20 protein-coding genes and 1 pseudogene are annotated in these 20,062 nt (G+C 57.2%); 13 read left to right on the forward strand and 8 right to left on the reverse strand.

Going from position 1 to position 20,062, the window contains the following annotated elements:
• Positions 1 to 263: 263 nt before the first annotated feature.
• Positions 264 to 839, forward strand: coding sequence for a hypothetical protein (locus K0H48_RS16240; protein ID WP_219268242.1), 576 nt, complete (start codon positions 264 to 266; stop codon positions 837 to 839).
• 381 nt (positions 840 to 1,220) lie between these two features.
• On the opposite strand, the gene K0H48_RS16245 is transcribed toward K0H48_RS16240, so the two are convergent.
• Positions 1,221 to 1,760, reverse strand: a complete 540-nt coding sequence (locus tag K0H48_RS16245) for an AAA family ATPase (RefSeq protein WP_219268243.1) — start codon at positions 1,758 to 1,760, stop codon at positions 1,221 to 1,223.
• A gap of 129 nt (positions 1,761 to 1,889) precedes the next feature.
• Positions 1,890 to 2,108 carry a hypothetical protein gene (locus K0H48_RS16250; RefSeq protein ID WP_219268244.1) on the reverse strand — a complete coding sequence of 73 codons (219 nt, stop codon included), beginning with the start codon at positions 2,106 to 2,108 and terminating at the stop codon, positions 1,890 to 1,892.
• A gap of 290 nt (positions 2,109 to 2,398) precedes the next feature.
• On the opposite strand from K0H48_RS16250, the gene sseB reads away from it, so the two are divergent.
• From sseB to K0H48_RS16280, 6 genes are all read left to right on the forward strand, one after another.
• Positions 2,399 to 3,199 (forward strand): enhanced serine sensitivity protein SseB, encoded by an 801-nt coding sequence (gene sseB / locus K0H48_RS16255; RefSeq protein ID WP_219268245.1) that lies wholly within the window; start codon positions 2,399 to 2,401, stop codon positions 3,197 to 3,199.
• Positions 3,196 to 3,798 carry a hypothetical protein gene (locus tag K0H48_RS16260; protein ID WP_219268246.1) on the forward strand — a complete coding sequence of 201 codons (603 nt, stop codon included), beginning with the start codon at positions 3,196 to 3,198 and terminating at the stop codon, positions 3,796 to 3,798. Before sseB ends, K0H48_RS16260 begins: the two co-directional genes overlap by 4 nt.
• A 355-nt stretch (positions 3,799 to 4,153) precedes the next feature.
• Entirely contained in the window at positions 4,154 to 4,894 is a 741-nt protein-coding gene (locus tag K0H48_RS16265; RefSeq protein ID WP_219268247.1) for a helix-turn-helix transcriptional regulator, read from the forward strand.
• Between the two features lie 209 nt (positions 4,895 to 5,103).
• Positions 5,104 to 6,600, forward strand: coding sequence for a TolC family protein (locus K0H48_RS16270; RefSeq protein ID WP_219268248.1), 1,497 nt, complete (start codon positions 5,104 to 5,106; stop codon positions 6,598 to 6,600).
• Complete coding sequence (locus K0H48_RS16275) at positions 6,597 to 7,751, forward strand: HlyD family secretion protein (RefSeq protein WP_219268249.1); 1,155 nt, start codon at positions 6,597 to 6,599, stop codon at positions 7,749 to 7,751. The genes K0H48_RS16270 and K0H48_RS16275 overlap by 4 nt, the downstream gene beginning before the upstream one ends.
• On the forward strand, positions 7,744 to 9,291 hold the full coding sequence (locus tag K0H48_RS16280; protein ID WP_219268250.1) for an MDR family MFS transporter: 1,548 nt from the start codon (positions 7,744 to 7,746) through the stop codon (positions 9,289 to 9,291). Before K0H48_RS16275 ends, K0H48_RS16280 begins: the two co-directional genes overlap by 8 nt.
• A gap of 220 nt (positions 9,292 to 9,511) precedes the next feature.
• Here K0H48_RS16280 and K0H48_RS16285 read toward each other — a convergent pair whose 3' ends face one another.
• Positions 9,512 to 9,886: a tautomerase family protein gene (locus tag K0H48_RS16285; RefSeq protein WP_099548738.1), complete on the reverse strand. Its 375-nt coding sequence runs from the start codon at positions 9,884 to 9,886 to the stop codon at positions 9,512 to 9,514.
• Between the two features lie 6 nt (positions 9,887 to 9,892).
• Positions 9,893 to 10,228 (reverse strand): carboxymuconolactone decarboxylase family protein, encoded by a 336-nt coding sequence (locus tag K0H48_RS16290; RefSeq protein WP_219268251.1) that lies wholly within the window; start codon positions 10,226 to 10,228, stop codon positions 9,893 to 9,895.
• Between the two features lie 110 nt (positions 10,229 to 10,338).
• Between K0H48_RS16290 and K0H48_RS16295 the strand changes: the two genes are divergently transcribed.
• Entirely contained in the window at positions 10,339 to 11,226 is an 888-nt protein-coding gene (locus K0H48_RS16295) for a LysR substrate-binding domain-containing protein (protein ID WP_219268252.1), read from the forward strand.
• A 195-nt stretch (positions 11,227 to 11,421) separates the two neighbouring features.
• On the opposite strand, the gene K0H48_RS16300 is transcribed toward K0H48_RS16295, so the two are convergent.
• Positions 11,422 to 12,636, reverse strand: a complete 1,215-nt coding sequence (locus tag K0H48_RS16300) for an aldose 1-epimerase family protein (RefSeq protein WP_219268253.1) — start codon at positions 12,634 to 12,636, stop codon at positions 11,422 to 11,424.
• Positions 12,633 to 12,827 (reverse strand): hypothetical protein, encoded by a 195-nt coding sequence (locus K0H48_RS16305; RefSeq protein WP_219268254.1) that lies wholly within the window; start codon positions 12,825 to 12,827, stop codon positions 12,633 to 12,635. Before K0H48_RS16305 ends, K0H48_RS16300 begins: the two co-directional genes overlap by 4 nt.
• Before the next feature lie 160 nt (positions 12,828 to 12,987).
• On the opposite strand from K0H48_RS16305, the pseudogene K0H48_RS16310 reads away from it, so the two are divergent.
• Both K0H48_RS16310 and K0H48_RS16315 read left to right on the forward strand, forming a co-directional pair.
• Positions 12,988 to 13,462: pseudogene (locus K0H48_RS16310) on the forward strand (IS5 family transposase); the annotation flags it as partial.
• A gap of 1,592 nt (positions 13,463 to 15,054) precedes the next feature.
• The gene (locus K0H48_RS16315) at positions 15,055 to 15,348 is read left to right on the forward strand and encodes a fructose-bisphosphate aldolase (RefSeq protein ID WP_219268255.1); all 294 of its coding nucleotides are present in this window, start codon (positions 15,055 to 15,057) and stop codon (positions 15,346 to 15,348) included.
• 56 nt (positions 15,349 to 15,404) lie between these two features.
• Here the strand turns inward: K0H48_RS16315 and K0H48_RS16320 are convergent, their stop codons facing one another.
• Entirely contained in the window at positions 15,405 to 16,316 is a 912-nt protein-coding gene (locus K0H48_RS16320) for an AraC family transcriptional regulator (protein WP_219268256.1), read from the reverse strand.
• A 257-nt stretch (positions 16,317 to 16,573) separates the two neighbouring features.
• On the opposite strand from K0H48_RS16320, the gene K0H48_RS16325 reads away from it, so the two are divergent.
• The 3 genes from K0H48_RS16325 to K0H48_RS16335 all read left to right on the forward strand — a co-directional run bounded on the left by K0H48_RS16325 (position 16,574) and on the right by K0H48_RS16335 (position 18,554).
• Positions 16,574 to 16,957, forward strand: coding sequence for a RidA family protein (locus tag K0H48_RS16325; protein ID WP_219268257.1), 384 nt, complete (start codon positions 16,574 to 16,576; stop codon positions 16,955 to 16,957).
• 306 nt (positions 16,958 to 17,263) lie between these two features.
• Positions 17,264 to 17,755 carry a GNAT family N-acetyltransferase gene (locus K0H48_RS16330; RefSeq protein WP_219268258.1) on the forward strand — a complete coding sequence of 164 codons (492 nt, stop codon included), beginning with the start codon at positions 17,264 to 17,266 and terminating at the stop codon, positions 17,753 to 17,755.
• 322 nt (positions 17,756 to 18,077) lie between these two features.
• Positions 18,078 to 18,554: a hypothetical protein gene (locus K0H48_RS16335; RefSeq protein ID WP_219268259.1), complete on the forward strand. Its 477-nt coding sequence runs from the start codon at positions 18,078 to 18,080 to the stop codon at positions 18,552 to 18,554.
• Positions 18,555 to 18,595: 41 nt separating this feature from the next.
• Here K0H48_RS16335 and K0H48_RS16340 read toward each other — a convergent pair whose 3' ends face one another.
• On the reverse strand, positions 18,596 to 20,026 hold the full coding sequence (locus K0H48_RS16340) for an amidase (RefSeq protein ID WP_219268260.1): 1,431 nt from the start codon (positions 20,024 to 20,026) through the stop codon (positions 18,596 to 18,598).
• Between the last annotated feature and the right edge of the window lie 36 nt (positions 20,027 to 20,062).

Raw genomic sequence — 20,062 nt, forward strand, 5'->3', positions numbered from 1 at the left:
ACTGAGGCGCAGGACTATAAGAAGGCGCCACAGCGGAGGTAAGACGTGTATAGGGGTGTTTTTAACGTTTCAGAAACGGACTACTTCACTCTAAGTGCATGCCTACGTACTGGACGCTCGAATGACTGCTGGCAGCCAAAAGCAGCCTGCCCTTTACCTCCGCTGGCTCGAAGCTGATAGGCAATGAGTTTCCTGATTCGCTCAAGTATTGGCTGGCATTCGCAATGCGGTATCCTAACCGGCTCGTTAAACAAGGAAGAATAATGCGCTCGTCGTCATTTCTGTCGTATCTCAAACTCCCGGCTGTTCTGCTGATTGCCGGTCTCACAACCGCTTGTTCCAACTACCACTACAAGGATTACCAAGGCGATTGGGTGCCGGACTTAATGACGCCATATGACCTGTCCAATAACGCGGCCAATGCGCCGGTGGTGTATTTCGCCACCACCCGCTTTCGCGGACTGGGAGTAAAATTCCATCGCCTGTTGCTGGCCACGCATGTGGACGACCAACTGCTAGAGGGGGCCGGGCGGCGCTCGATCCTCGACGTTTCCGGCAAGCAGGCACTGCGCTTGCCCCCGGGCAAACACTCGTTGAGCTGGTGTTGGGTATCTATGAATGCCTTGGGTACCGGTGGCGCGAAGTGCGGCTTCGCTGCTCGCGATGTGGAGTTCCGTGCAGGCCAGCGATATGTCGTGGACTTCACCACTCGCGACGACATCAATGGGCCTCCGGGGCGTCAGGTCTCGACCATTACTATCGAATCCGAGATTCGAAATCTGGATACCCATGAAGTGATCTATCCGCTGAGAGATATTGCAGAGCGGGAAAAGGAATAACGATTGCGACGCTCACCGTCAAAAACTCAGTCGGGCGGTGATCAAAAGCCACGTGGCAAAGGATAACTTCCGACGCTAACCAGCCCCCCACGACACGCACCTATCGGCCAAAGGCCGCCGAATCCTGACGACGACTATCGACACGTTGCGGCCATACGCAGTAGCCACCAGAATCAGGAACTGCTGGTGGTGAGGTGAAGCATGGCGACAATTGAAGTATCAGAAAAAGCCGACTGGAAGCTTTTCGAGAACGTGGCCCGGGTTCTTGAGCAAGGGCTGGGCGGTCGCTGGCCCAAAAGCAGTCGTTGGCGATGGACGGCTCCTGGTCAGAAGCAGCCGCTCGCAATCGATAGTTTCCATACCGCAGCCGTCAGCCGTCGATCAATCTCGTGGAATCTGACCGTTCAAATAGGCAATGCTCGAAAGAAACACGCTGGTATCTCGATTAGAGCGCAGGCGAACGACGCGGCATGTTGATGGCGCTGTCGCCACCAGCTGCTGCATATTCACTCGCGCTGTTTTTTTCGTCCGCCACATAAATCTCAAAAACTCTGGCAGATTCGCCAGCAGTTCGGGGCAGTTGTCCGGCAAATCGGGCCGAGAGCTGCCGCGCTGGAGCAGCGTTCTTAGCAGCACACGCCAAAATCGAAGCGTCGCCGAACGATCAATCCAGATCAAAAGATCTGCGCGCGCTACCCGATTCTTCCAAGTAACGGAATGGCCGCCTTCGAATATCCAGCGATCACGAGCCTCGACCTCGGAACAAAGGCGCGTTTTCTCGTCCCGGCTTCGTTCAACCCACCCTGGCTGCCAGTGGATAGTGTCGATATGAACGACAGGTAAGCCCGTGCGCAGACCAAGCTCACGCGCCAAAGTGCTTTTGCCCGACCCAGGTTGACCAATAATCATCACCCGCTGCATCTAAGCTCCTTCTCGCCATACGCGCTATTTTTTGGGGGCGGCGATTTTACGTCAACCTCCTACTCCGTCAACGGGCAGCAAGCCAAGACTTCATTGTCTCGACGGTCCGCTTTGGGCGATAGCTGCCACTCAGTGAAGGTAGAAAAGCCTCAAGATCAAGCGTGAGGCTTTATCACCGTCGGCCTCATATAGACTGTGTAATCCGGCCTGATCGGTGAGTTTGTGTAGATTGAAGTGGTTGTAAAACGCTTGGCCCAGTCGCTGATGCTCGAAGCTTCCTTGACTCCAAAGCCGGACAAACTCCTCATAAGCGGCGCGTTCGATCTGCAACGAGGAATCATGTCCCATGTCAGGTTCCTATCATTAGAGGGACTCAAGCGTACTAGCTGCCTATCAGCCCTTCCAGCTCGGCCTTTCCAATCAGAAAGTCAGTGATCGGCCAGAAGCAGCCGTTCGAGGCCAACTGCGTTTTTCTTCATCCAGCGCTGATACGGAGGAATTCTCCTTGAAAAACCGCCCCGGGTTTCTCTACGTATGCTTCAAACTTGTTAGTCTCCTGTGCTTCCTGTTTTCACAGTGACGTAAAAAACTGCGCGCTCTTTGCCGCTCACTTTTTGTCTGTTTTGATGGAACTGCCAATGGACATCATGGATACCCAGCAAGAAAACGACCTCGAAAAATCACTCAAACTGGCGGCGGATGAACCGGCCCATCGTCCAGACTTTTTCAAGACGTTGTTGAACTCCACTGTCTACGTCCTCGGCACTGCCGGCACTGGCGAAGGTCAAGTGAACATAGAGTCTGGTAGCAACATCAGCATCGCGAATTGGCAAAAACCTGACGGCAGCGCTGTCATCCCGTTTTTTTCTTCGTTGCAAACCCTCCAAAAATCCATAGATAGCCAAGAATCCTACATAGCGATCCCGGCCAGATCGCTGTTTGAAATCACCTTGGGCACCGCTCTTTTCCTCAACCCAAAGTCTCCTTACGGGAAAGAGTTTTTCCCGGAGGAAGTGCGCCATCTGCTCTCTGACGGGATAGGCCAACAGCCGGTGCAGCGCACAGTAGAAAAAGACACCAATGTGCTGCTCGGGCAGCCGTCGCACTATCCGTCGAAGATGGTTAACTCGCTCACGCAATTACTCGCCAAACATCGCAACGTAAAGCGTGCATTTCTGGCGTTGATGCATGACGCGTCGTCCGATCAAAAGCCTCATCTAATCATTGGTATTGAAGCGGATGGTGATATTGAACGGGTCATGCGCGAAGCCGGTAACGTTGCCGGGGATAGCGCTCCGGATGGCGAACCCGTTGACCTCTATTGCGTTCACGAAGGGGAACCAGGCCTTAGCGATTACTTCCTCAAACAAACCGCCCCCTTCTATGAACGGAAGTCGGCAGGCTGGCTGCGTTCATTGCTTGGATTGGGCAAAGCGTGACAGCGATCAGCGCCTTGATAACCGCAGAGCAGGCCTGTGAAATAGTGCTTGGCCTGTTTGACGGCGTCATGAGAGATGGCAAACCTGAGCGTTTTGTTATCCAGTCATGTGAGCTTTCCGCCAACGGTGATTACTGGGTTATTCGCAGTAACAGTGAGGATTACGTCATCCACGGCATGACGCAGTTCTGCTACGTAGGGGTTAACGCGCACTTGATCAACGTCATGACGGGCGAGCATGAGACGGTCGTCAGCTGGAGCGTCGATGAATACCTGCAAGACAAATACGACCTGGAAGCAGCATCGGGCAACACGTATGTACTGACCCCGGCAAATGATCGAAGCGACAAAGCGGCGCTGGTCAATTTGCGTCGAAAACTGCAGTGTACCTACCCGCAAACCCTTGCGTTGCTGACGGGCAAACGACATTGGCTCACCGGTAAACGCAGGCTTCTTGAAGACGCGCAGCGACTGCTTTTCGAACAAGGCATAGCCACCCAAATCGAGCTGGTGTTTGATGCCGGCGAAGCAGTCGCCATCGGCGTCGAGACCTGGCACATCGAAGCGGTGTTGCGGGCTGTGCGCGAGAGGCTGTGCTGAGCCGACGCTAAGCTCGGTCGTAAAGCGCCTTTTTTGCGAGGGCTTTGCTGGCGCCCTTGATTGCAGTTAATGTTATACAAGACAGTTAAATAGCCAATAAAATCATATTTATTAGTTTTTTATGCTGAAAAGCATGATTTTTTTGAGATGATTTGCAATTGGCTTTTGTCTGTTTCGTTTAGTGTTTTATCCTGCGAGCAAGCGTTAACGGCAGCTTCGGCTGCGCACTGTCGAAACTGTCGCAATTGTCGTAACTGTCGAAAAAAGGAAAAACCGTCATGATGCTCAAGGACCCGTCCAGCAAATATCGACATTTAAATACCGTGGACTTGCCTGACCGCGGTACCTTCCTGAGATGATCGCGCACACCGCATTGGCGGCGCTCGCTGGTGACTATGGTCATGGCGACATAGTGGCTTCGCATCGGCATGAAGAAGGTCAACTGGTTTATGCCATTAACGGTGTGATGCTGGTATCTGTGGTCGGGACCACTTGGGTGGTGCCTTCCGGGCATGCGCTCTGGGTCCCTGCGAGGGCGGAGCACCAGATCCGCATGACCGGCGAGGTGCGCATGCGCACCCTGTTGATCTCGCCGGGCGCACACCGGGCGTTGACGGAGGAATGCCACGTTCTCAAGGTTTCGCCGTTGCTGCGGGAGTTGATCATCGCCGCGGCCGATGAACATGACACGGAACCCGCTCTGTTGCGCCATGTGCAGATTGTCGAGCTGATTTTCTCGGAGCTCGACATTGCGCAGAGGGTGCTGGCACATGTGCCGATCCCTGATGAGCCAAGGCTCAAGTCGCTGTGTGCCGAGTTTATCGACAACCCTTCACAGGAGTCGACACTGGAGAGTTGGGCGGTGCAGCTCAATATGAGTTCGCGCACCCTGGCGCGGCTGTTCCAGAAAGAGTTGGGCATGAGTTACGGGGAGTGGCGCAAGCGCACTCGGCTGCTACTCAGCATGCAACGGCTGGCCTGCGGCGTATCGATCCTGGAGGTGGCATTGGAGCACGGTTACCAGAGCCCGAGCGCGTTTACTGCAATGTTCAAGCGCACCATGGGCTACACCCCGAGCACCTGCCGCCTGGTCTGACACCCCGGCGAGCGCGCAACCCCAATCGTCCATGGCCCCGCCTCCAGGCAGGGCCAAGTCTTTGCGCGTGCCTGGCCCGTGAGTGCCTGCGATAAGGCGGTCTACAGGCACATTGTCCAAATCGAAACGATGGTTGTCTGGAACTCGGGAGATGCGCGGCCCGGTGCTCTCTTAACCTGTGCCTCTACTTGGCATTTTGGGTTATTTCGATGGGTCCGCCTTTTTTCTGTGCATGGCATGGTCGTCTTTCACTCCTGGGTGTGGCGGTCGTATTGTTGGCGGGTTGTTCCTCTTGGGTCGCCCATATACCCGTGCAGCCGCAGCCGGAGCGCTTTAATGCCCTGAGCCGCCTGCCGCAGGGTGTTTCGGCCCAAGCGTTACCCGACCATTGGTGGCAGCTGTATAACGACCCGAAACTTGACGCGCTGGTGCAGCAGGCATTGATGCATAACCGCGACCTGGCTGCAGCTCAGTCCCATGTGCAGGCGATGTTGGCCGGGATCATGCAGGCCGATGCCGGGCGCTGGCCGTCGACCCAGGCCTCACTGGGCGCCGAGTACGGCAAGACAGCCGATGACCAGACCCTGGCCAAAGCCACGGACAGCCATGCTCCGTCACAGTGGGCGTTCAACCCAGGCTTCGAACTGGCTTATCAGGTGGATATCTGGGGCCAGGTTCAGCGCAGTATCGAGCGGGCTCGGGTCCAGGCGGCTGCGGCGCAGGACGCCGAAGACTTGTTGCGCATCACGGTGGTGGCGCAAACCACTCGCGCTTATGTCAATGCCTGCGCCATGGGGGCGCGCACCAGGATTCAGCGCCATTCGATGGATGTGGTCGGGCACAGCTTGGCGTTGATCGACCGGCAACGTCAGGCCGGTGTGGTGACAGATCTCGAATACACCCGGATGCAGGCGCTACAGGGTGAAACCCTGGCGCTGCTGCCGATGTTGGAAGCACACCGGCAAGCTGCCCTGTACGAGCTGGCGATGCTGACCGGCGTGGCGGACCTGGAACAAGGCATTGGCGCGGCGACCTGTGAGGTCGTGCCGCAACTCAATGCCGAGCTGCCGGTGGGTGATGGCTGGCAATTACTGGCGCGCCGCCCCGATATACGTCAGGCCGAGCGCGCGCTGCAAGCGGCCACGCTGCAAGTGGATATCGTCCAGTCCGACCTGTATCCGAAGGTGACCTTTGGCGCTTCAGTGTCCTCATCCGCCAACACACCCCATGAGTTGGGACACAGTAGCGCGCTGGTGTTTGGCGTCGGGCCGCTGATTACCTGGCAATTCCCAAACTGGCGTGTCAATCGCGCGCGGGTCAACCAGGCCAGGGCGTTGGAGCGCATGCAAGTGGCGCAATTCGAGGCCAGTGTTCTCAAGGCCCTCAAGGAGGTACGCCAGGCGCTTGCCCTATACGACGGCGAGCGCCGGCGCCACGCCGCGTTGAAACAGGCCCTTGCCAGCAGTCGCCAAGCCTACACATTGGCCCAGTTCAATTACGACGCCGGGTCTATCGACTTTCTCGACGTGCTGGACAGCGAGCGTGAGCTGATCCGCCTGCAGGCCACGCTCGCCGATGCCGATGGCCAGCTGTTGCAGCGCCAGATCGGCCTGTTTCGCGCGCTTGGCGGCGGTTGGCAGTCTTCTGCCTCTGCGACCGCTGCCCTCAGCCGCACTTCCGTCAATTTTTCCGGTACCCAGCCATGAATATCGCTGTCGATGAAAAAACCGCTGTCCAGGACGAGCAGCTCATGCATGCGCGCAAGCAACGCCGCAAACGTAGCCTTATCCTGCTGGGATGCGTTGTGCTGTCGATCGCGGCGGTAGGGTTCGGGGTGTACTGGATGACGCTTGGACGTTACCTGGAACAGACCGATGATGCCTATGTGCGTACCGACTGGGTTCCCATCAGCCCGAAGGTCTCCGGGTATGTGGCCCAGGTGCTGGTGGAGGATGACCAGCCCGTCAAGGCCGGGGATGTGCTGGTGCGCATCGAGGACCGCGATTACCAGGCGCGGTTGGCGCAGGCGCGTGCGCAATTGGCGCAAGCCCAGGCCTCGGTCGCGGCCCAACAGGCCAACCTGCACGTGACCGACAGCCTGATCGCTCAGCAAAAGGCCGGGGTAAACCAGGCTGAGGCCCACACCCGCAGCGTGGCGGCCGAGTTGCGCCGCGCGAGCCTTGACCAGCGCCGCTACCAGGGCCTGGTGCGCGAACACGCGGCCAGTGCCCAGCGTCTGGAAACGGCGGCTGCCAGTTACACCCAGGCCAACGCCGCGGTGGAAATCGCCAAGGCCATGCAGCGTCAACAGCAAACCAGGTTGACCGTCGCCATTAGCCGGCGCCAACTGGCCGAAGCCTCGCTGCAACAACAGATTGCCCGGCGCAGCCAGGCCGAGGCGCAGTTGAGCCTGGCGTCTCATGCGCTGGAAGACACCTTGATCCGCTCGCCCATCGACGGGGTCGTGGGGCAGCGCAAAGTGCGTATTCGCCAATACGTCGCGCCGGGCTTGCCGTTGCTGGCGGTGGTGCCCCTGCAGCAGGCCTATGTGGTGGCCAACTACAAGGAAACCCAGTTGCGCGACATGCGCGCCGGTCAACCGGTGGATATCAGCGTGGACAGCTATTCGGGACGCAAGCTCAAGGGCCATGTGGTGAGCTTTTCGCCAGGTTCCGGGGCCGTGTTCGCGCTGTTGCCGTCGGATAATGCCACCGGCAACTTCACCAAGATCGTGCAGCGCTTCCCGGTGAAGATCGTCATTGATGAACATGACGAGGGCGGGCCTATTCTGCCTGGCATGTCGGTGATCACCACCGTTGACACCCGGCCTGGCACAAAGGGCGCGACGCATGACTGAGTCCGTTGAAAAAACCGTCTCCTTTCGCGCCTGGGTGGCGGTGATCGGCGGGCTTTTCGGCTGTTTCATGGCCGGTATGAACGTGCATGTGACCAGCGCCGCGCTGCCTGAAATCGAGGGTTCCCTGGGGGCAACCTTCGAGGAGGGCTCGTGGATCTCCACGGCTTACCTGGTCGCGGAAATCGTGATGATTCCTCTGACGGCCTGGCTGGTCCAGGTGTTCTCGCTGCGGCGGGTGATGTTGGCGGGCTCGTTTGTGTTCTTGGTGGCGTCCATTGCTTGCTCCTGGGCGCCCAACCTGGAAGTGATGATCATCATTCGGGTGATCCAGGGTGCTGCCGGCGCGGTGCTGATCCCTTTGTCATTCCAGCTGATCATCACCGAGCTCCCGCCCAGCAAGATCGCGATGGGCATGGCCTTGTTCGCCTTGTCCAACAGCGTTGCCCAGGCCGCCGGGCCATCCATTGGTGGCTGGTTGACCGATGCTTATTCGTGGCGCTGGATTTTTTACCTGCAACTGGCGCCGGGCATTCTCTTGTTGCTGGCGGTGGCATGGTCCATCGATGCCAAGCCCATGCAGTTGAGCCTGCTAAAAAGCGGTGACTGGGGCGGCATCCTGGCCATGATCGTCGGCCTGGGGGGCTTGCAGATCGTGCTGGAGGAAGGTGGTCGCAAGGACTGGTTCGGCTCCGATTTCATTGTGTGGGTGTCGCTGATCGCCGGCGTCGCCCTGGTGTACTTCGTGCTGTCGCAGTTGTACGGCAGGCGTTCATTCATCAACCTGCGCCTGCTCAAGAGCTACAACTTCGGAGTGGCCAGTGCGGCGATGTTCATTTTCGGCGGGGCTACCTTCGGCCTGGTGTTCCTGGTGCCCAATTACCTTTCCCAACTGCAGGGGTACAACGCCCGGGAAATCGGCATCAGCCTGATAGCCTACGGCATGGTGCAATTGGTGCTGGCTCCGTTCATGCCGCGCTTGATGAGGTGCCTCAGCCCGAAATTGATGGTCGCCAGCGGCTTTTTCATCATGGCGCTGGGCTGCTACCTCGGCGCGCACCTGGACGTCGATAGCGCCGCCAACGTGATCATTCCATCCACCGTGGTACGGGGTATCGGGCAGCCGCTGATCATGGTGGCGCTTTCTGTTCTGGCGGTTTCCGGGCTGGCCAAAGCTGAAGCCGGTTCCGCATCCGCATTGTTTTCCATGCTGCGCAACCTTGGCGGGGCCGTGGGTACTGCAGGGCTGACGCAAATCGTCGCCATGCGCGAGCGCTTTCACTCAGAGCGGGTGGGAGAGTCGATCACGCTGTTTTCCTTTTCCGTGCAGGAACGCCTGCGCGCCAGCATGGCAGACAGCGAAGACTTCCTATTCAACCAACTGTTACCCGCGCAACAGCATGTCCTTGAAAGCTTGGCCCATACCGTGCGTCGTGAGGCGTACCTGATGGCCTACAGCGATGCATTCTATGTGTCCTGCATCGCACTGATCTTGTGTGGTGTAGCGGCCTTGGCATTACGCCAGCAATCTGGACGAGCCTAGGTTCAGGTGTACGCTATGTGATCAAGGGAGGATTGCCGACGTCCCGGGCTCGTTGAGCTGTTGTTACATCGACATATTCAATGTCGATACGGGCGTGCGCGTGCCCACGGCCATAGAGTCGAAAATAGAACGTACTTGTGCGTTGGATCGGCTGCCGACGCTGTAGCGTAAAAAAGCGGGGTCATATTTGACTGGGGTATGACCCCGGTTTACTCAAAGCCTAGTTGCCCCGCCCTCCTCCAAACGACCACTCATCACTGGCCGTAGTAGTGATCACCACCATCACATCTTCCGCGTTGAGCCCCGTCGCCCGCCCCAGTTTCTCGACCAGATCACGGTAAAAATGCTGTTTAGTCGTAACACTTCGAGCACGGCCGGCGGTAATCGCGATCAGCACAAAGTCATGGCTACGCGGCCCACCCAGATAGTGGGGATCGAATATCAGCTCGCCGACCTCATGTTGGTGAATGACCTGGAAGCGATCTGTCTTCGGCACTTCGAAGCTCTCGACCAGCGCGTCGTGCAACCCCTGAGACAACGCCTGTAAATACTCGGCCGACTTGCCTCGGTGCAGTGAAATTCGTGCGAACGGCATCAACGGTTACTCCTGTCGCTCTGAAAGGCCAACCTGCATTTCGCTCAGCACATTCAGCGCCGAAGCGGCCGTCGGCCAACCTGAATAAAACGCCAGGTGGGTGATGACTTCGGCCAATTCGTCGGCGCACACGCCGTTATCCAGCGCACGTTGCAAATGAAACGGCAGTTGCTCCAGACGGTACATCGCCACCAGCGCAGCCACCGTCACCAAACTGCGTTCACGGGGCTTGAGCTGCGTACGCGTCCACATGTCGCCGAACAATACGTTGTCGGTCAGCTCGGCAAACTTCTGCGGATAGTTGCCCTGGGCTTCTCGCCCAGTGACCGTCGATGCATTCATGATGTTTCCCCCTCCGATGTCCCACTCTGAAGGATGAAAATTATCAAGTCGCAACCCTTCCGAATATCAGATTTAATAGCGTCGACCATCCAGATTTAGTGGACTATTGAATGCGCCGCCCAACCTTCGACCTTGATGTATTGCGCACCTTCGTCACGGGTGTGGAGTTCAACAGCTTTGCCAAAGCTGCGGATCGTCTCGGTCGGTCGACGTCTGCCGTGAGCGCTCAGTTGAAGAAACTTGAGGAGCAGATAGGCACCCCAGTACTGGCTAAATCCGGTCGCGGGCTGGTCTTGACCCCCGCAGGCGAATCACTGCTGAGCCACGCCCGCCGGTTACTGGAGTTGAACGACAGTATTTTCCACAGCGTGCATCAAAGCCAGACCGCCGGAACCCTGCGCCTGGGGCTTCAAGAGGACTTCGGGGAACATTTCCTGAGCGATATCCTGCGACGCTTCGTACAGACTTACCCGAGGGTGAGCCTCGAAGTCAGGATCGCCCGTAATGCCGAACTGCTGACCCTGGTCGAAAGTGCAGCCCTGGACCTGGCCCTGACCTGGGACACCGGGCCTATGTCGCCCTATGCCACGCGCCTGGGCGAAACACCGATGCACTGGATCGGGCCGCGCGATACGCCATTACCGACCGCCGCTGATGACTCACCACTGCCCTTGATAATGTTCGACGCGCCTTGCGTACTCCGCAGCGCCGCCACCCAGGCGCTGGACGCCGCGCAAATACCCTGGCGCATCGCCCTCACCAGCCCCAGCGTCGCGGGTATCTGGGCAGCCGTCGCTGCGGGGTTGGGCGTGACGTTGCGTACTCGCATTGGGTTGCCGAGCCATCTGAGTGTGGTTTCTGGCTTACCCGCCGTGCCTAGCCTTGGTTATGTGCTGCACAGCGGTGGCGGCGAGCCTACTGCGGCGGCCCAACAATTGGCTGCTTTGATCGAAGCGGGCCTGCAAGAACAGGCGTTTCGTTTTGCGGTTACGCAATAATCGAAAGTGCGTAAGGGTTCAGTTTGAGTGATGTCGATGGGGGGCGTAATTGAGCAAAATCGGCCAAGAGCGGGCAGTGCCCGAATCATGACAAGCAGCCCATCAACTGCCCAAGGTCGCGTGCGCTCTGGCGGACCTTGAACAAGCCGATGGGATCATCCGCGAACACTTCGACCGACAATGTCCCAGCCGGTGTCACTCCTTGCTCAGATCAACCAACGGCGTCTGCCGCACTTCAGTCTCCCGCCCATCCTGAATCTCGCTCACTTGCTTCAAGGCCTTATCCACCGCGGCCTTGTCCGCTAACAAGCTGTAGCTGATGCGGAACTGCTTGTGTTCCTTGGGCCCAATTGTCGGTACCAGGTTCAGTGGCCGCTGATAACGGCGGTTGTAGGAAAAACTTGTCCCCGGCTCCAGCCCCGTGACATAGCCCTGGCCTTGGGTATCGGTGTTTTTCCACAGGGAAAACACCGGCAATGTCTGGGTATTGAAGCCGACCGCAACGCCCAGGCTGCCGGCCTTGTTATGCAAGACGGTCAACGTATCGCCCTTGGCATCGGCATACGGCACCACGTTGTAAACCGTTTCGTCGTAGTCCTTGGTCGGTGCGCGGTAGGATTGCCAGTCGGGCAGATCGCCCTTGGCCTTGTCGTTGAACGGCGACACCTGTTTCACCGGCGCGGCGAAACGAGCGCCCTGCTCCAGGAACGGGGTGCTGAAGTTGCTGTGATACAGCGCCTGGTATTCCTTCGGATAGTCGCCGTTGTTGGTCAGGGTGTCGTTGAGGGCGAACACGACGCTGGCGGGTTCGGTGACCAGTTCGGTCGCGACCGAGAAGTCGACCTTCTTGAACGCCTGCTCTTTCAATTCGCCGCGCAGGGTGATGGCGTACGGTGGTTTTTCGTCGATATGCAGGGTGACTTTGTTCGCAGGAATGTTGGCGGCCCGGCCGTGCAGGGTCAGCAGTTCGCCGTTGTCGACGCCGGGGTGGCCGACCCATTCGTAGCCGCAGCGGGCGACCAGTTCATTAAAACCTTCCAACCAGCCCAGACCACCGCGGCCATTGAGTTCGATGAAGGACGGATTGACCACTTCCTTGACCGGAGAATCCCAGCCCATGCGCACATCGCCGACCGAGGCCTGCAAGACGTTCATGCCGCGAGTCGGCACTACCGAGAGCTTCATCGTGCCGTTATCAATGTCGACGATGCTGACGCCCTCCTGCCGACCGCCGTGCAAAGTGCGCAGGGTAACGCTGAAGGGCTTGTCGGTTTTTATTCCGAGTTGCTGGCTGGTGATTTGCCAGCTCTGGGCGGCTTTGTCGGTGTCGAGCAGAACGTAATCCCAGGCCATGGCGTGGGAGGCAGCGGACAGAGCGCTGAGGGCAACAAAGAGTTTGAGCGGGGTCATGGAGGCAGCCTTTCTTGGAGTTGTGCCATTTTTATAAACTTGATGAAACGTTTCAGCAAGCTAAAAATGGGCTCAATGCCGAGGAGGTTGGGTGCGTTCAGTGGGCGCAGGGCAAAAACGGTAATGTTGCTGATAGCGGTTTGCTGACCTTCGTTACAGTCGGCAATCGGCCAAAAGCTGTCTTTGGTCAAGGAGATCTGTCGACCGATAGCGGACCTCACGGATGAGGTGGCTATAGGCAACAGGTCGACTATCCAATGCACTGCTAGGTTCTGTACGAAAACTCACGAAACATCGTTTCCTGTAAAATTCATTGCCATTACAGCTAGGAGGCCAAGATTGCAAAGCGCTGAAGAACTGCAAGATCACGCGCTCGGATGCAGTCGGGGCGGCCTGACAACCAAAATCCACATGCTATGCAACGCCAATGGCATGCCGCTGCGCTTCCTGCTGTCAGGCGGACAAACCAGCGATATTGCCTATGCCCAACCGTTACTGGATGAGGCTTACATTCCAAGCTTGCGCGGCCGTCCTCGCAAACGCTGCCGATGGCTGTTGGCCGAGAAAGGATACGATGCTGAAGCCCTGCGCCGGTACTGGTCGTTATTGAATGCAACCGGTAATCCCGTTGTGCAGCATGAAGCGCAAACCCAAGCCGGGTTTGCCCAGACTGTTTGATCGCCCCAAATACCGGCAGCGCAACATCATCGAACGCATGTTTGGCTGGCTGAAGGAGAACCGCCGCATCGTGACGCGTTTTGACAAGCTCGCAACAAGTTTTCCAGCGATGGTCTCATTGGCCTGTGCGATGCGGTGCTTGCGATAATACTTTTCGTACAGAGCCTAGGTCAGTTTAAAATCAGCGCCAACACATAAAGCCCCAATGTGCGTACGCCACTATGGATAGAATCTAGAGAGATGTTTATGAGACTGACCTTCCCTGACGCCCCCTATATATGTAGGGTATCTCAATATTTGCGAGATGTTATCATAGGGTTTCTTAATTTGTTCAAGCGCCACTAATAGATGAATGAACATGCGCAAATTGACGCCTGATAAAGTTGCATGAGCTATTGGGCGATGGGGGGGGGCTGCCGCAGGTGCAGGAGGGATGGTATGCGTAGGGATCCAAGCTAGCGCTGGGCAGCGCTGCGACGTTGAGTTGTGCTGCTGCAATGACCACAGGTACAGTTGTAGGATTTTATCCAAACAGCTTAAATTTGAGCAGAAAAAAAGATGAAAATCAGCATAGGCAAAGCGACACCATTCTAATAACCTTCCGTGCTTGTGTAGAGTTAAATCTGAATTTACTACGGTTCCAGTAATATAAAGGTGGTAGACGAGTGGGAAATTTTTCCGAGTTTATTTTTTCGATTATTCTTGGAGTCATCGTAGCAATCATTGCAAGAAATATGGACGTTAACAGTGATATGCAAAGCGGATTGATGGTTTTAACTGTGGTTGTAACAAGCCAGATATTTAGAATTGCAAGAAAGTACTTTACTGTTAAAGAAAGAAAATAGTGCTTTAATCCATTGGAGGTAATTATGCGAAGACTTACGGATGATGAAATTATACTTGTAAGTGGAGGGGGAGATGGAGAGGTCATCGGAGCTCTAGTTGGTGGTGCCGTCGGTAATAAACTGGCCGGCAATGGTGGAGCTGTTATTGGCGGGTATGCGGGGCATAAAGTTGGAGGGTTTGTAGAGGGGCTTTCGAACGTAAAACCAAGCCCTGGAATCCCTATTATGGGTATTCCTCCGATGGGGTCGCTAGGACCTCTAAGTGGAAAATAAGGGTTAACCCCGTTTGACAGGCGGGCTATAGAGGCTCACGCGTTTCACGCGTAGGCCTCGCATTTACGTCAATTCACGAAAAGGGGACAGATTTATTTTCTATCACTGGCCACTTCTGGCCGTTTGCCGCTGTTCACCTTCGACGGATCTAAGCTATTTGCACCAGGTAACGCTAGTAGCCAATCAGGAGATTTCTGCCAGCTATGCACGCAGACCTACAGAGGTTCCCGCTGCAAACGACTGAGCAGGTCGAACGCATATGGCTGCGTTGCCCTGTGAAACTAGCCAAATCTCCCGGACCTAGGGGTGAAAAAGTTAATGACTGAGGTTGATACATCCTCTCAGTTGCACCCTGGCGAACCACACCTTATAGTTCGCCCCGTCGCCGACCTCGGTCAGCGACCGGGTTTCGCAGCCCTACCAAAATAGAATCTACCTGCACAGTCATCAGACCCTCAGGCGGAGGCCGCCTGCGTCTTGTTTATGGCGGCTGTGCGTGGGAGACCTTCGGGTCTGCCGGGGGTGATTCTTCCTGGTCTGCGAACCCGCGCACAGTTGCCACCCAGGCTGTTTCGCAGCAGCAAGGTGGCAGTTCTTTTTACCCAAAATAGAATCGAACCTTATGACTACTCAACACCCGCCCCGCCGCTTCACCCCCATGTCCCAAACCGCAACCGAATACCCTGTCCTGATCATCGACAGCGACGCCCCGCTCAGCGAGCTCCACGCCTGCGCCAGCGAGCGTCTTAATGCTGCCCTCGCCTATCTGCACCTGATGGCTTGTTCCAATGTGTCCGACTATGCCGAGCATGATGTGAATACCGTCGCCAATACCGCGCGGATCATGATCCAGGATGTGTCGGATGTGTTTACGGTGATGGAGCGGCGCGGGTTTGATTTGCCTGCTGTGAGTTGATGTGATGTGAGCTGTGAGGAAACCCGCTTTGGCGGGTTTTCTGGCTTTTGGGGCGGTTACTGCCTGCCGGTCTTGATGTTCACAACGTTCTTTCTAGGCGGCTCGCCAAACAGGCGTTTGTATTCTCGACCAAATTGATTGGCACTTTCATAGCCGACCGCCAAGGCTGCCTGGATAACATCGTAATGTTCAACCAGCATCAGGCGCTGCGCTTCATCTAAGCGCAGGCGTTTCTGATATTGCAGGGGGCTGAGCGAGGTGACTTCCTTGAAGTATTTGTAGAGTGTGGAAGGCGCCATATTGAGTGTTTCGGCCAATTGATCTACCTGCAATACTTCTCGGTAGTTTTCCCGCAGCCACGTGATTGCCTGATCAATCTTGTTAGTTTGAGAACCGACTGTATTCAGAAGGCGAAGTTGATGCCCGAAGGGTGTGGTGAGTAGGCGGTAGTGAATTTCTTGATAGATCAGCGCGCCCAATGCCTCGGCCTGCTCGGGTTGTTCGAGTAACTCCAGCATGCGTAAAAATGCATCCAGCAGTTCGGGGCTGAGTGCTTGTACCGCTGCGCCCATGGCAGTATCGGCGCTGTATTCATTGGGCTGTGGCGTTTTAGCGGCCAGGGCGGCCATCAGGTGTCTGTCGAGGTCCAGGGACATCGACAGGTAGGGCATTTGCGGGGTCGCTTCGACGAGGCAGCTGGTGACGGGCATGTTCACACCGGCGATAAAACACGTGTGCTCGCCGAATGAAATGTCTTTGATACCGATACGCACCCACTTCTTGCCCTGCACGGCGACGATCAGTATCGGGTTGTAGAAATGTGGCTTTGCGGTGTCGGGATGCTCGTAGCGGTGCAGCGCAAAACCCTCTATGGGCGTCGGGAACCGGCCCGCTTCAGGCAGCAGCCCAAGCAGTACTTCCCTGAGCGTGGCGCGCCCCTCTTCAGCTGAAAAACGATAGTTCTTCACCCACTCGACCCTCCTGTATAGGACTATTGGGTATGCCCGCTATTTACACGCTGCAAAAAGAAATTATGGCACATGCAGCAAGTGCAGAATATTAGCAATATTAGGTACATAGAGAATCAGGCAGTAACTGTATAGAAACGTGACTATTGTGTATTAACGGCTTTTGAGAGTATCTACAACTCGCATATGCCCTGACCGAGTACATGACGCCAGGCATTCCAAGATCACCCATCCACTAACACTTTGGACACACTAAGATGCCAAGCACTTCTATCCAACGTAAAACTTACGCAGCACTTCCGCCTGCCGTGGGGCCTTACTCGCACGCAGTGAAACATGACAATACGCTGTATCTGTCAGGCTTCACTGCATTTGGTACCGAGGCTCAAGGCCAGAGCCTTGAGAAACAGGCCAATGCCATTTTGGAGCAGATTAAAACAGTTGCCGCCGAGGAAGGTACCGACATGTCTTCCCTGTTGAAAGTGACTCTATTCATCACCGATTTTAGCCAGGTGGGTGAACTGCGCAAGGTGCTGGCGCAGCACTATGACGGGCATTTTCCAGCCAGCTCGCTGGTGGAGGTTTCCAAGCTGTTTTCGCCGGAACTTAATATCGAAATTGAAGCCATTTTTGGGGTGTAAGGGGTAAACGGTGATAGGCGCGATGCCTGATTCACCGTCACCTCTTCTATTGGCGGGAATGGCCGTTGGGGAGCCCGGCTACTGTGGCGAGCGGGCTTGCCCCGCGTTGGGCTGCACAGCGGCCCCGAATCCGTCATTTAAATATGCCTGACACACCGAGTACATCCTGATTGGGGCTGCTTCGCAGCCCAACGCGGGGCAAGCCCGCTCGCCACAGTGAGCTTGCTTGCCATCACCACAATCGGTGTCAGGCACTGGATGTTTCTTTATGATGTAGCCTTTCGCTCAATGCCCCAGGAAACGCCGATGCTCGCCCTCACCTTCCGCAACGCCCTGCCCGCCGACGCCGCGCGTTGCTTTGAAATCGAAACCAGCGCCTACGAAGGCGATGAAGCCGCGACGCTGGAGAAGATCGCCACGCGCATTGCGCAGTACCCCGAGGGCTTTTTGATTTTGGAGGCGGATGGCGCGGTGGTGGGGTTTATCAATGGTGGCTGCGCCCATCAGGTGGTGATGTCGGATGAGGCGTTCAAGGAGTTGGTGGGGCACGCGGCCGAGGCGCCGAATGTGGTGATTATGTCGGTGGTGGTTGATCCGGCGCAGCAGGGCCAAGGGTATTCCACATTGCTGATGACTGAGTTTGTGCAGCGCATGCGCGCGATGGGCAAGCAGACGATTCATTTGATGTGCAAGGAGCAGCATGTGCCGTTGTACACGCGCATGGGTTACGGCTATGTGCAGCCTTCGCCGTCGGAGCATGGTGGGATGGCGTGGCATGAGATGGTGATGGGCCTTTAGGCCGTTAACTTTCTTGTCGTGTTTATGTAACGGGATTAACGCCCGTCAGCCATGGTTGAACGGGCAACTGTGTTTCAACAGGTAAGAAGCGCGCCTCTATTGCCTTTTCTGACAGCTAAATTGAAACGTCATACGCGGTCTTTAGACGCGGCCTATAGACCGCACCCGTCGTTACATGAGCGCAGTCACCAGCAGTTTTGATCAGTTACATCCGCAAAAAATCACCTTATTGAATGCCTGTTTATTGCTCCGTAGTCTGCGATGCACACAGCCGGGAACAGGTTCTGGCTGATGTTTTGTTGATTATCAGAGAGGTGCATTCATGCTTTCAATCCATGCTTCAACTGCTTCGTTCTATCAACGCTATGAAGCCAGCAAGGCCGATAACGAGAAACCAACCTACGGATCGCCTGAAAACTGGACCACACCCGATTCACTCCCCGGCATCCTGCCGCCGAAAGGACGTCAGGCCATCGACGCACTGACGAAGCACCTTCTAGAGCAGTCTGAAAGAGCAAAATCCCGACCAACGCAAGAAGAAATTGAACGCCTCCAAAGCCTGTACGGGCACCCTGTCGAGCGGCTCGAAGCCACTCGGATTGACAATGACACCCCATTGCGCAACAAGCTGGATGACACCGCCGGTGACGATGCCGAAGTGTTCGATCCACAGACACAAACCTGGCAGCCTACCCAAGCACTCGGCAAGGGTTTGTACGCTGATCTTGGCGACGCTTACCGCGAAGCCATCGATTTCGAAATCAAGGCCGACAACATGGGCGGCTGGCAGCAAGCGTGAGTCACTGACGGCACGAGGCTCAGTGGAGGGTGCTCCAAGCGCTAGACGAACCCGGCCCACACCTTCGGCCGTCGAGCCGCCCAGGGCGACGCTTGCTCCAATTGCGCCGCCAACGCCAGCAACAACCCTTCACAACCAAACGCGCCCATAAACTGCATGCCGATCGGCATCCCATCGTGCATGCCCAAGGGCACGGACATCGCCGGGCTGCCGGTCACGTTGGCCAGCGTGGTGAAGGGCGAATGAGCGAACACCCGTTGCATCCAGCCTCGGCCATCGAGCTGTTCCTGGCCTTGGTTGTAGTCGCCGATTTCGGGCGCCAGCCCAGGCAGTGTGGGTGACAGCAGCACGTCGTAGCGTTGGAACAGGTGCCCCATGCGGCGGGCGACGAGGTTGCGCTCCCACAGGGCGCCGAGCAGGTCGGTGGCGTGCAGCGATTTGCCCAATGCATACAGGCTCAAGGTTGCGGGTTCCAGGTACTGGGCGCTGGCTTCGCGCCCGGTGGCGGCGGCGATGGCGTCGATCCAGCCGGCGGTGTTGGTGGACCAGAAGCGGGTGTTGAGTTCGACGAAGGCTTCCCAGCTTAAGCCGATATCCGGCTGGACTTCTTCGACGTGGTGACCGAGTGCTTGCAACTGCAGCGCCGTGTTCAGCAGCGTCTGTTGCACCGCCGGGTGCAGCGTCTGGCCATTGAGTGGGTGGGTTTGCAGGGCGATGCGCAGGGCTTTGGGTTCACGTTGGCACAGCGCCACAAAACCGTGCTGCGGTGGCGCAATCTGGAACGGGTCGCCCGGCGCGGCGCCGTGGATGGCGTCCAGCAGGGTCGCGCTGTCGCGTACCGAGCGGGTCAGCACGCCGTGTACGGCCAGGCCGCTCCATACTTCGTCGACGTCCGGTCCCATGGGCACGCGGCCGCGGCTGGGTTTGAGGCCGAACAGGCCGCAGAGTGACGCCGGTACGCGGATCGAGCCGCCGCCGTCGGTGGCATGGGCCACCGGCACCAACCCTGCCGCCACGGCAGCGGCCGAGCCACCGCTGGAGCCGCCGGCGCTGCGTTGCAGGTGCCAGGGGTTGCGCGTGGGGCCGCACAGGCGGCTTTCGGTGGTGGTGCTGGTCGCGAATTCCGGTGTGGTGGTGCGGCCCAGCGGCAGCAGGCCGGCGCGGCGAAAGCGTGTCATCAGTTCGGAGTCCGCCTCGGCAGTGCAGCCCAGGGCCAGGGTGCTGCCCAGTTCGTTGCGGCGCCCGGCGGCGCTGATGCCCACATCCTTGAGCAACATCGGCACGCCGTGAAAGGCGCCGGGTGCTGCGGGTGGTTCGTCGTCCCAGGTGTCCACCAGGGCATTAATCTGCGGGTTGAGGGTGGCCATGGCGTGCAGTGCGACGCGGCGCACTTCATCGGCGCTGACGGCTTTGGCGTGGATCAGGCGCGCCAGGCCGGTGGCGTCCTGGGCAGCGTATTCGGACAGGTACATGGGTGGCTCCAAACAGGTATGATGGATACTCCTCGG

This window comes from Pseudomonas sp. Xaverov 259 (genome assembly GCF_019352915.1).
GTDB lineage: Bacteria > Pseudomonadota > Gammaproteobacteria > Pseudomonadales > Pseudomonadaceae > Aquipseudomonas.

Excerpts from the sequence above, each read along its gene's own strand:
- K0H48_RS16290 (WP_219268251.1), bottom strand. The coding sequence starts at position 10,228 with ATGAATGCATCGACGGTCACTGGGCGAGAAGCCCAGGGCAACTATCCG.
- K0H48_RS16265 (WP_219268247.1), top strand. The coding sequence starts at position 4,154 with ATGATCGCGCACACCGCATTGGCGGCGCTCGCTGGTGACTATGGTCAT.
- K0H48_RS16245 (WP_219268243.1), bottom strand. The coding sequence starts at position 1,760 with ATGCAGCGGGTGATGATTATTGGTCAACCTGGGTCGGGCAAAAGCACT.
- K0H48_RS16340 (WP_219268260.1), bottom strand. The coding sequence starts at position 20,026 with ATGTACCTGTCCGAATACGCTGCCCAGGACGCCACCGGCCTGGCGCGC.
- K0H48_RS16300 (WP_219268253.1), bottom strand. The coding sequence starts at position 12,636 with ATGACCCCGCTCAAACTCTTTGTTGCCCTCAGCGCTCTGTCCGCTGCC.
- K0H48_RS16315 (WP_219268255.1), top strand. The coding sequence starts at position 15,055 with ATGACTACTCAACACCCGCCCCGCCGCTTCACCCCCATGTCCCAAACC.
- K0H48_RS16285 (WP_099548738.1), bottom strand. The coding sequence starts at position 9,886 with ATGCCGTTCGCACGAATTTCACTGCACCGAGGCAAGTCGGCCGAGTAT.
- K0H48_RS16295 (WP_219268252.1), top strand. The coding sequence starts at position 10,339 with ATGCGCCGCCCAACCTTCGACCTTGATGTATTGCGCACCTTCGTCACG.
- K0H48_RS16335 (WP_219268259.1), top strand. The coding sequence starts at position 18,078 with ATGCTTTCAATCCATGCTTCAACTGCTTCGTTCTATCAACGCTATGAA.
- K0H48_RS16280 (WP_219268250.1), top strand. The coding sequence starts at position 7,744 with ATGACTGAGTCCGTTGAAAAAACCGTCTCCTTTCGCGCCTGGGTGGCG.
- sseB (WP_219268245.1), top strand. The coding sequence starts at position 2,399 with ATGGACATCATGGATACCCAGCAAGAAAACGACCTCGAAAAATCACTC.
- K0H48_RS16325 (WP_219268257.1), top strand. The coding sequence starts at position 16,574 with ATGCCAAGCACTTCTATCCAACGTAAAACTTACGCAGCACTTCCGCCT.
- K0H48_RS16250 (WP_219268244.1), bottom strand. The coding sequence starts at position 2,108 with ATGGGACATGATTCCTCGTTGCAGATCGAACGCGCCGCTTATGAGGAG.
- K0H48_RS16275 (WP_219268249.1), top strand. The coding sequence starts at position 6,597 with ATGAATATCGCTGTCGATGAAAAAACCGCTGTCCAGGACGAGCAGCTC.
- K0H48_RS16270 (WP_219268248.1), top strand. The coding sequence starts at position 5,104 with ATGGGTCCGCCTTTTTTCTGTGCATGGCATGGTCGTCTTTCACTCCTG.
- K0H48_RS16240 (WP_219268242.1), top strand. The coding sequence starts at position 264 with ATGCGCTCGTCGTCATTTCTGTCGTATCTCAAACTCCCGGCTGTTCTG.
- K0H48_RS16330 (WP_219268258.1), top strand. The coding sequence starts at position 17,264 with ATGCTCGCCCTCACCTTCCGCAACGCCCTGCCCGCCGACGCCGCGCGT.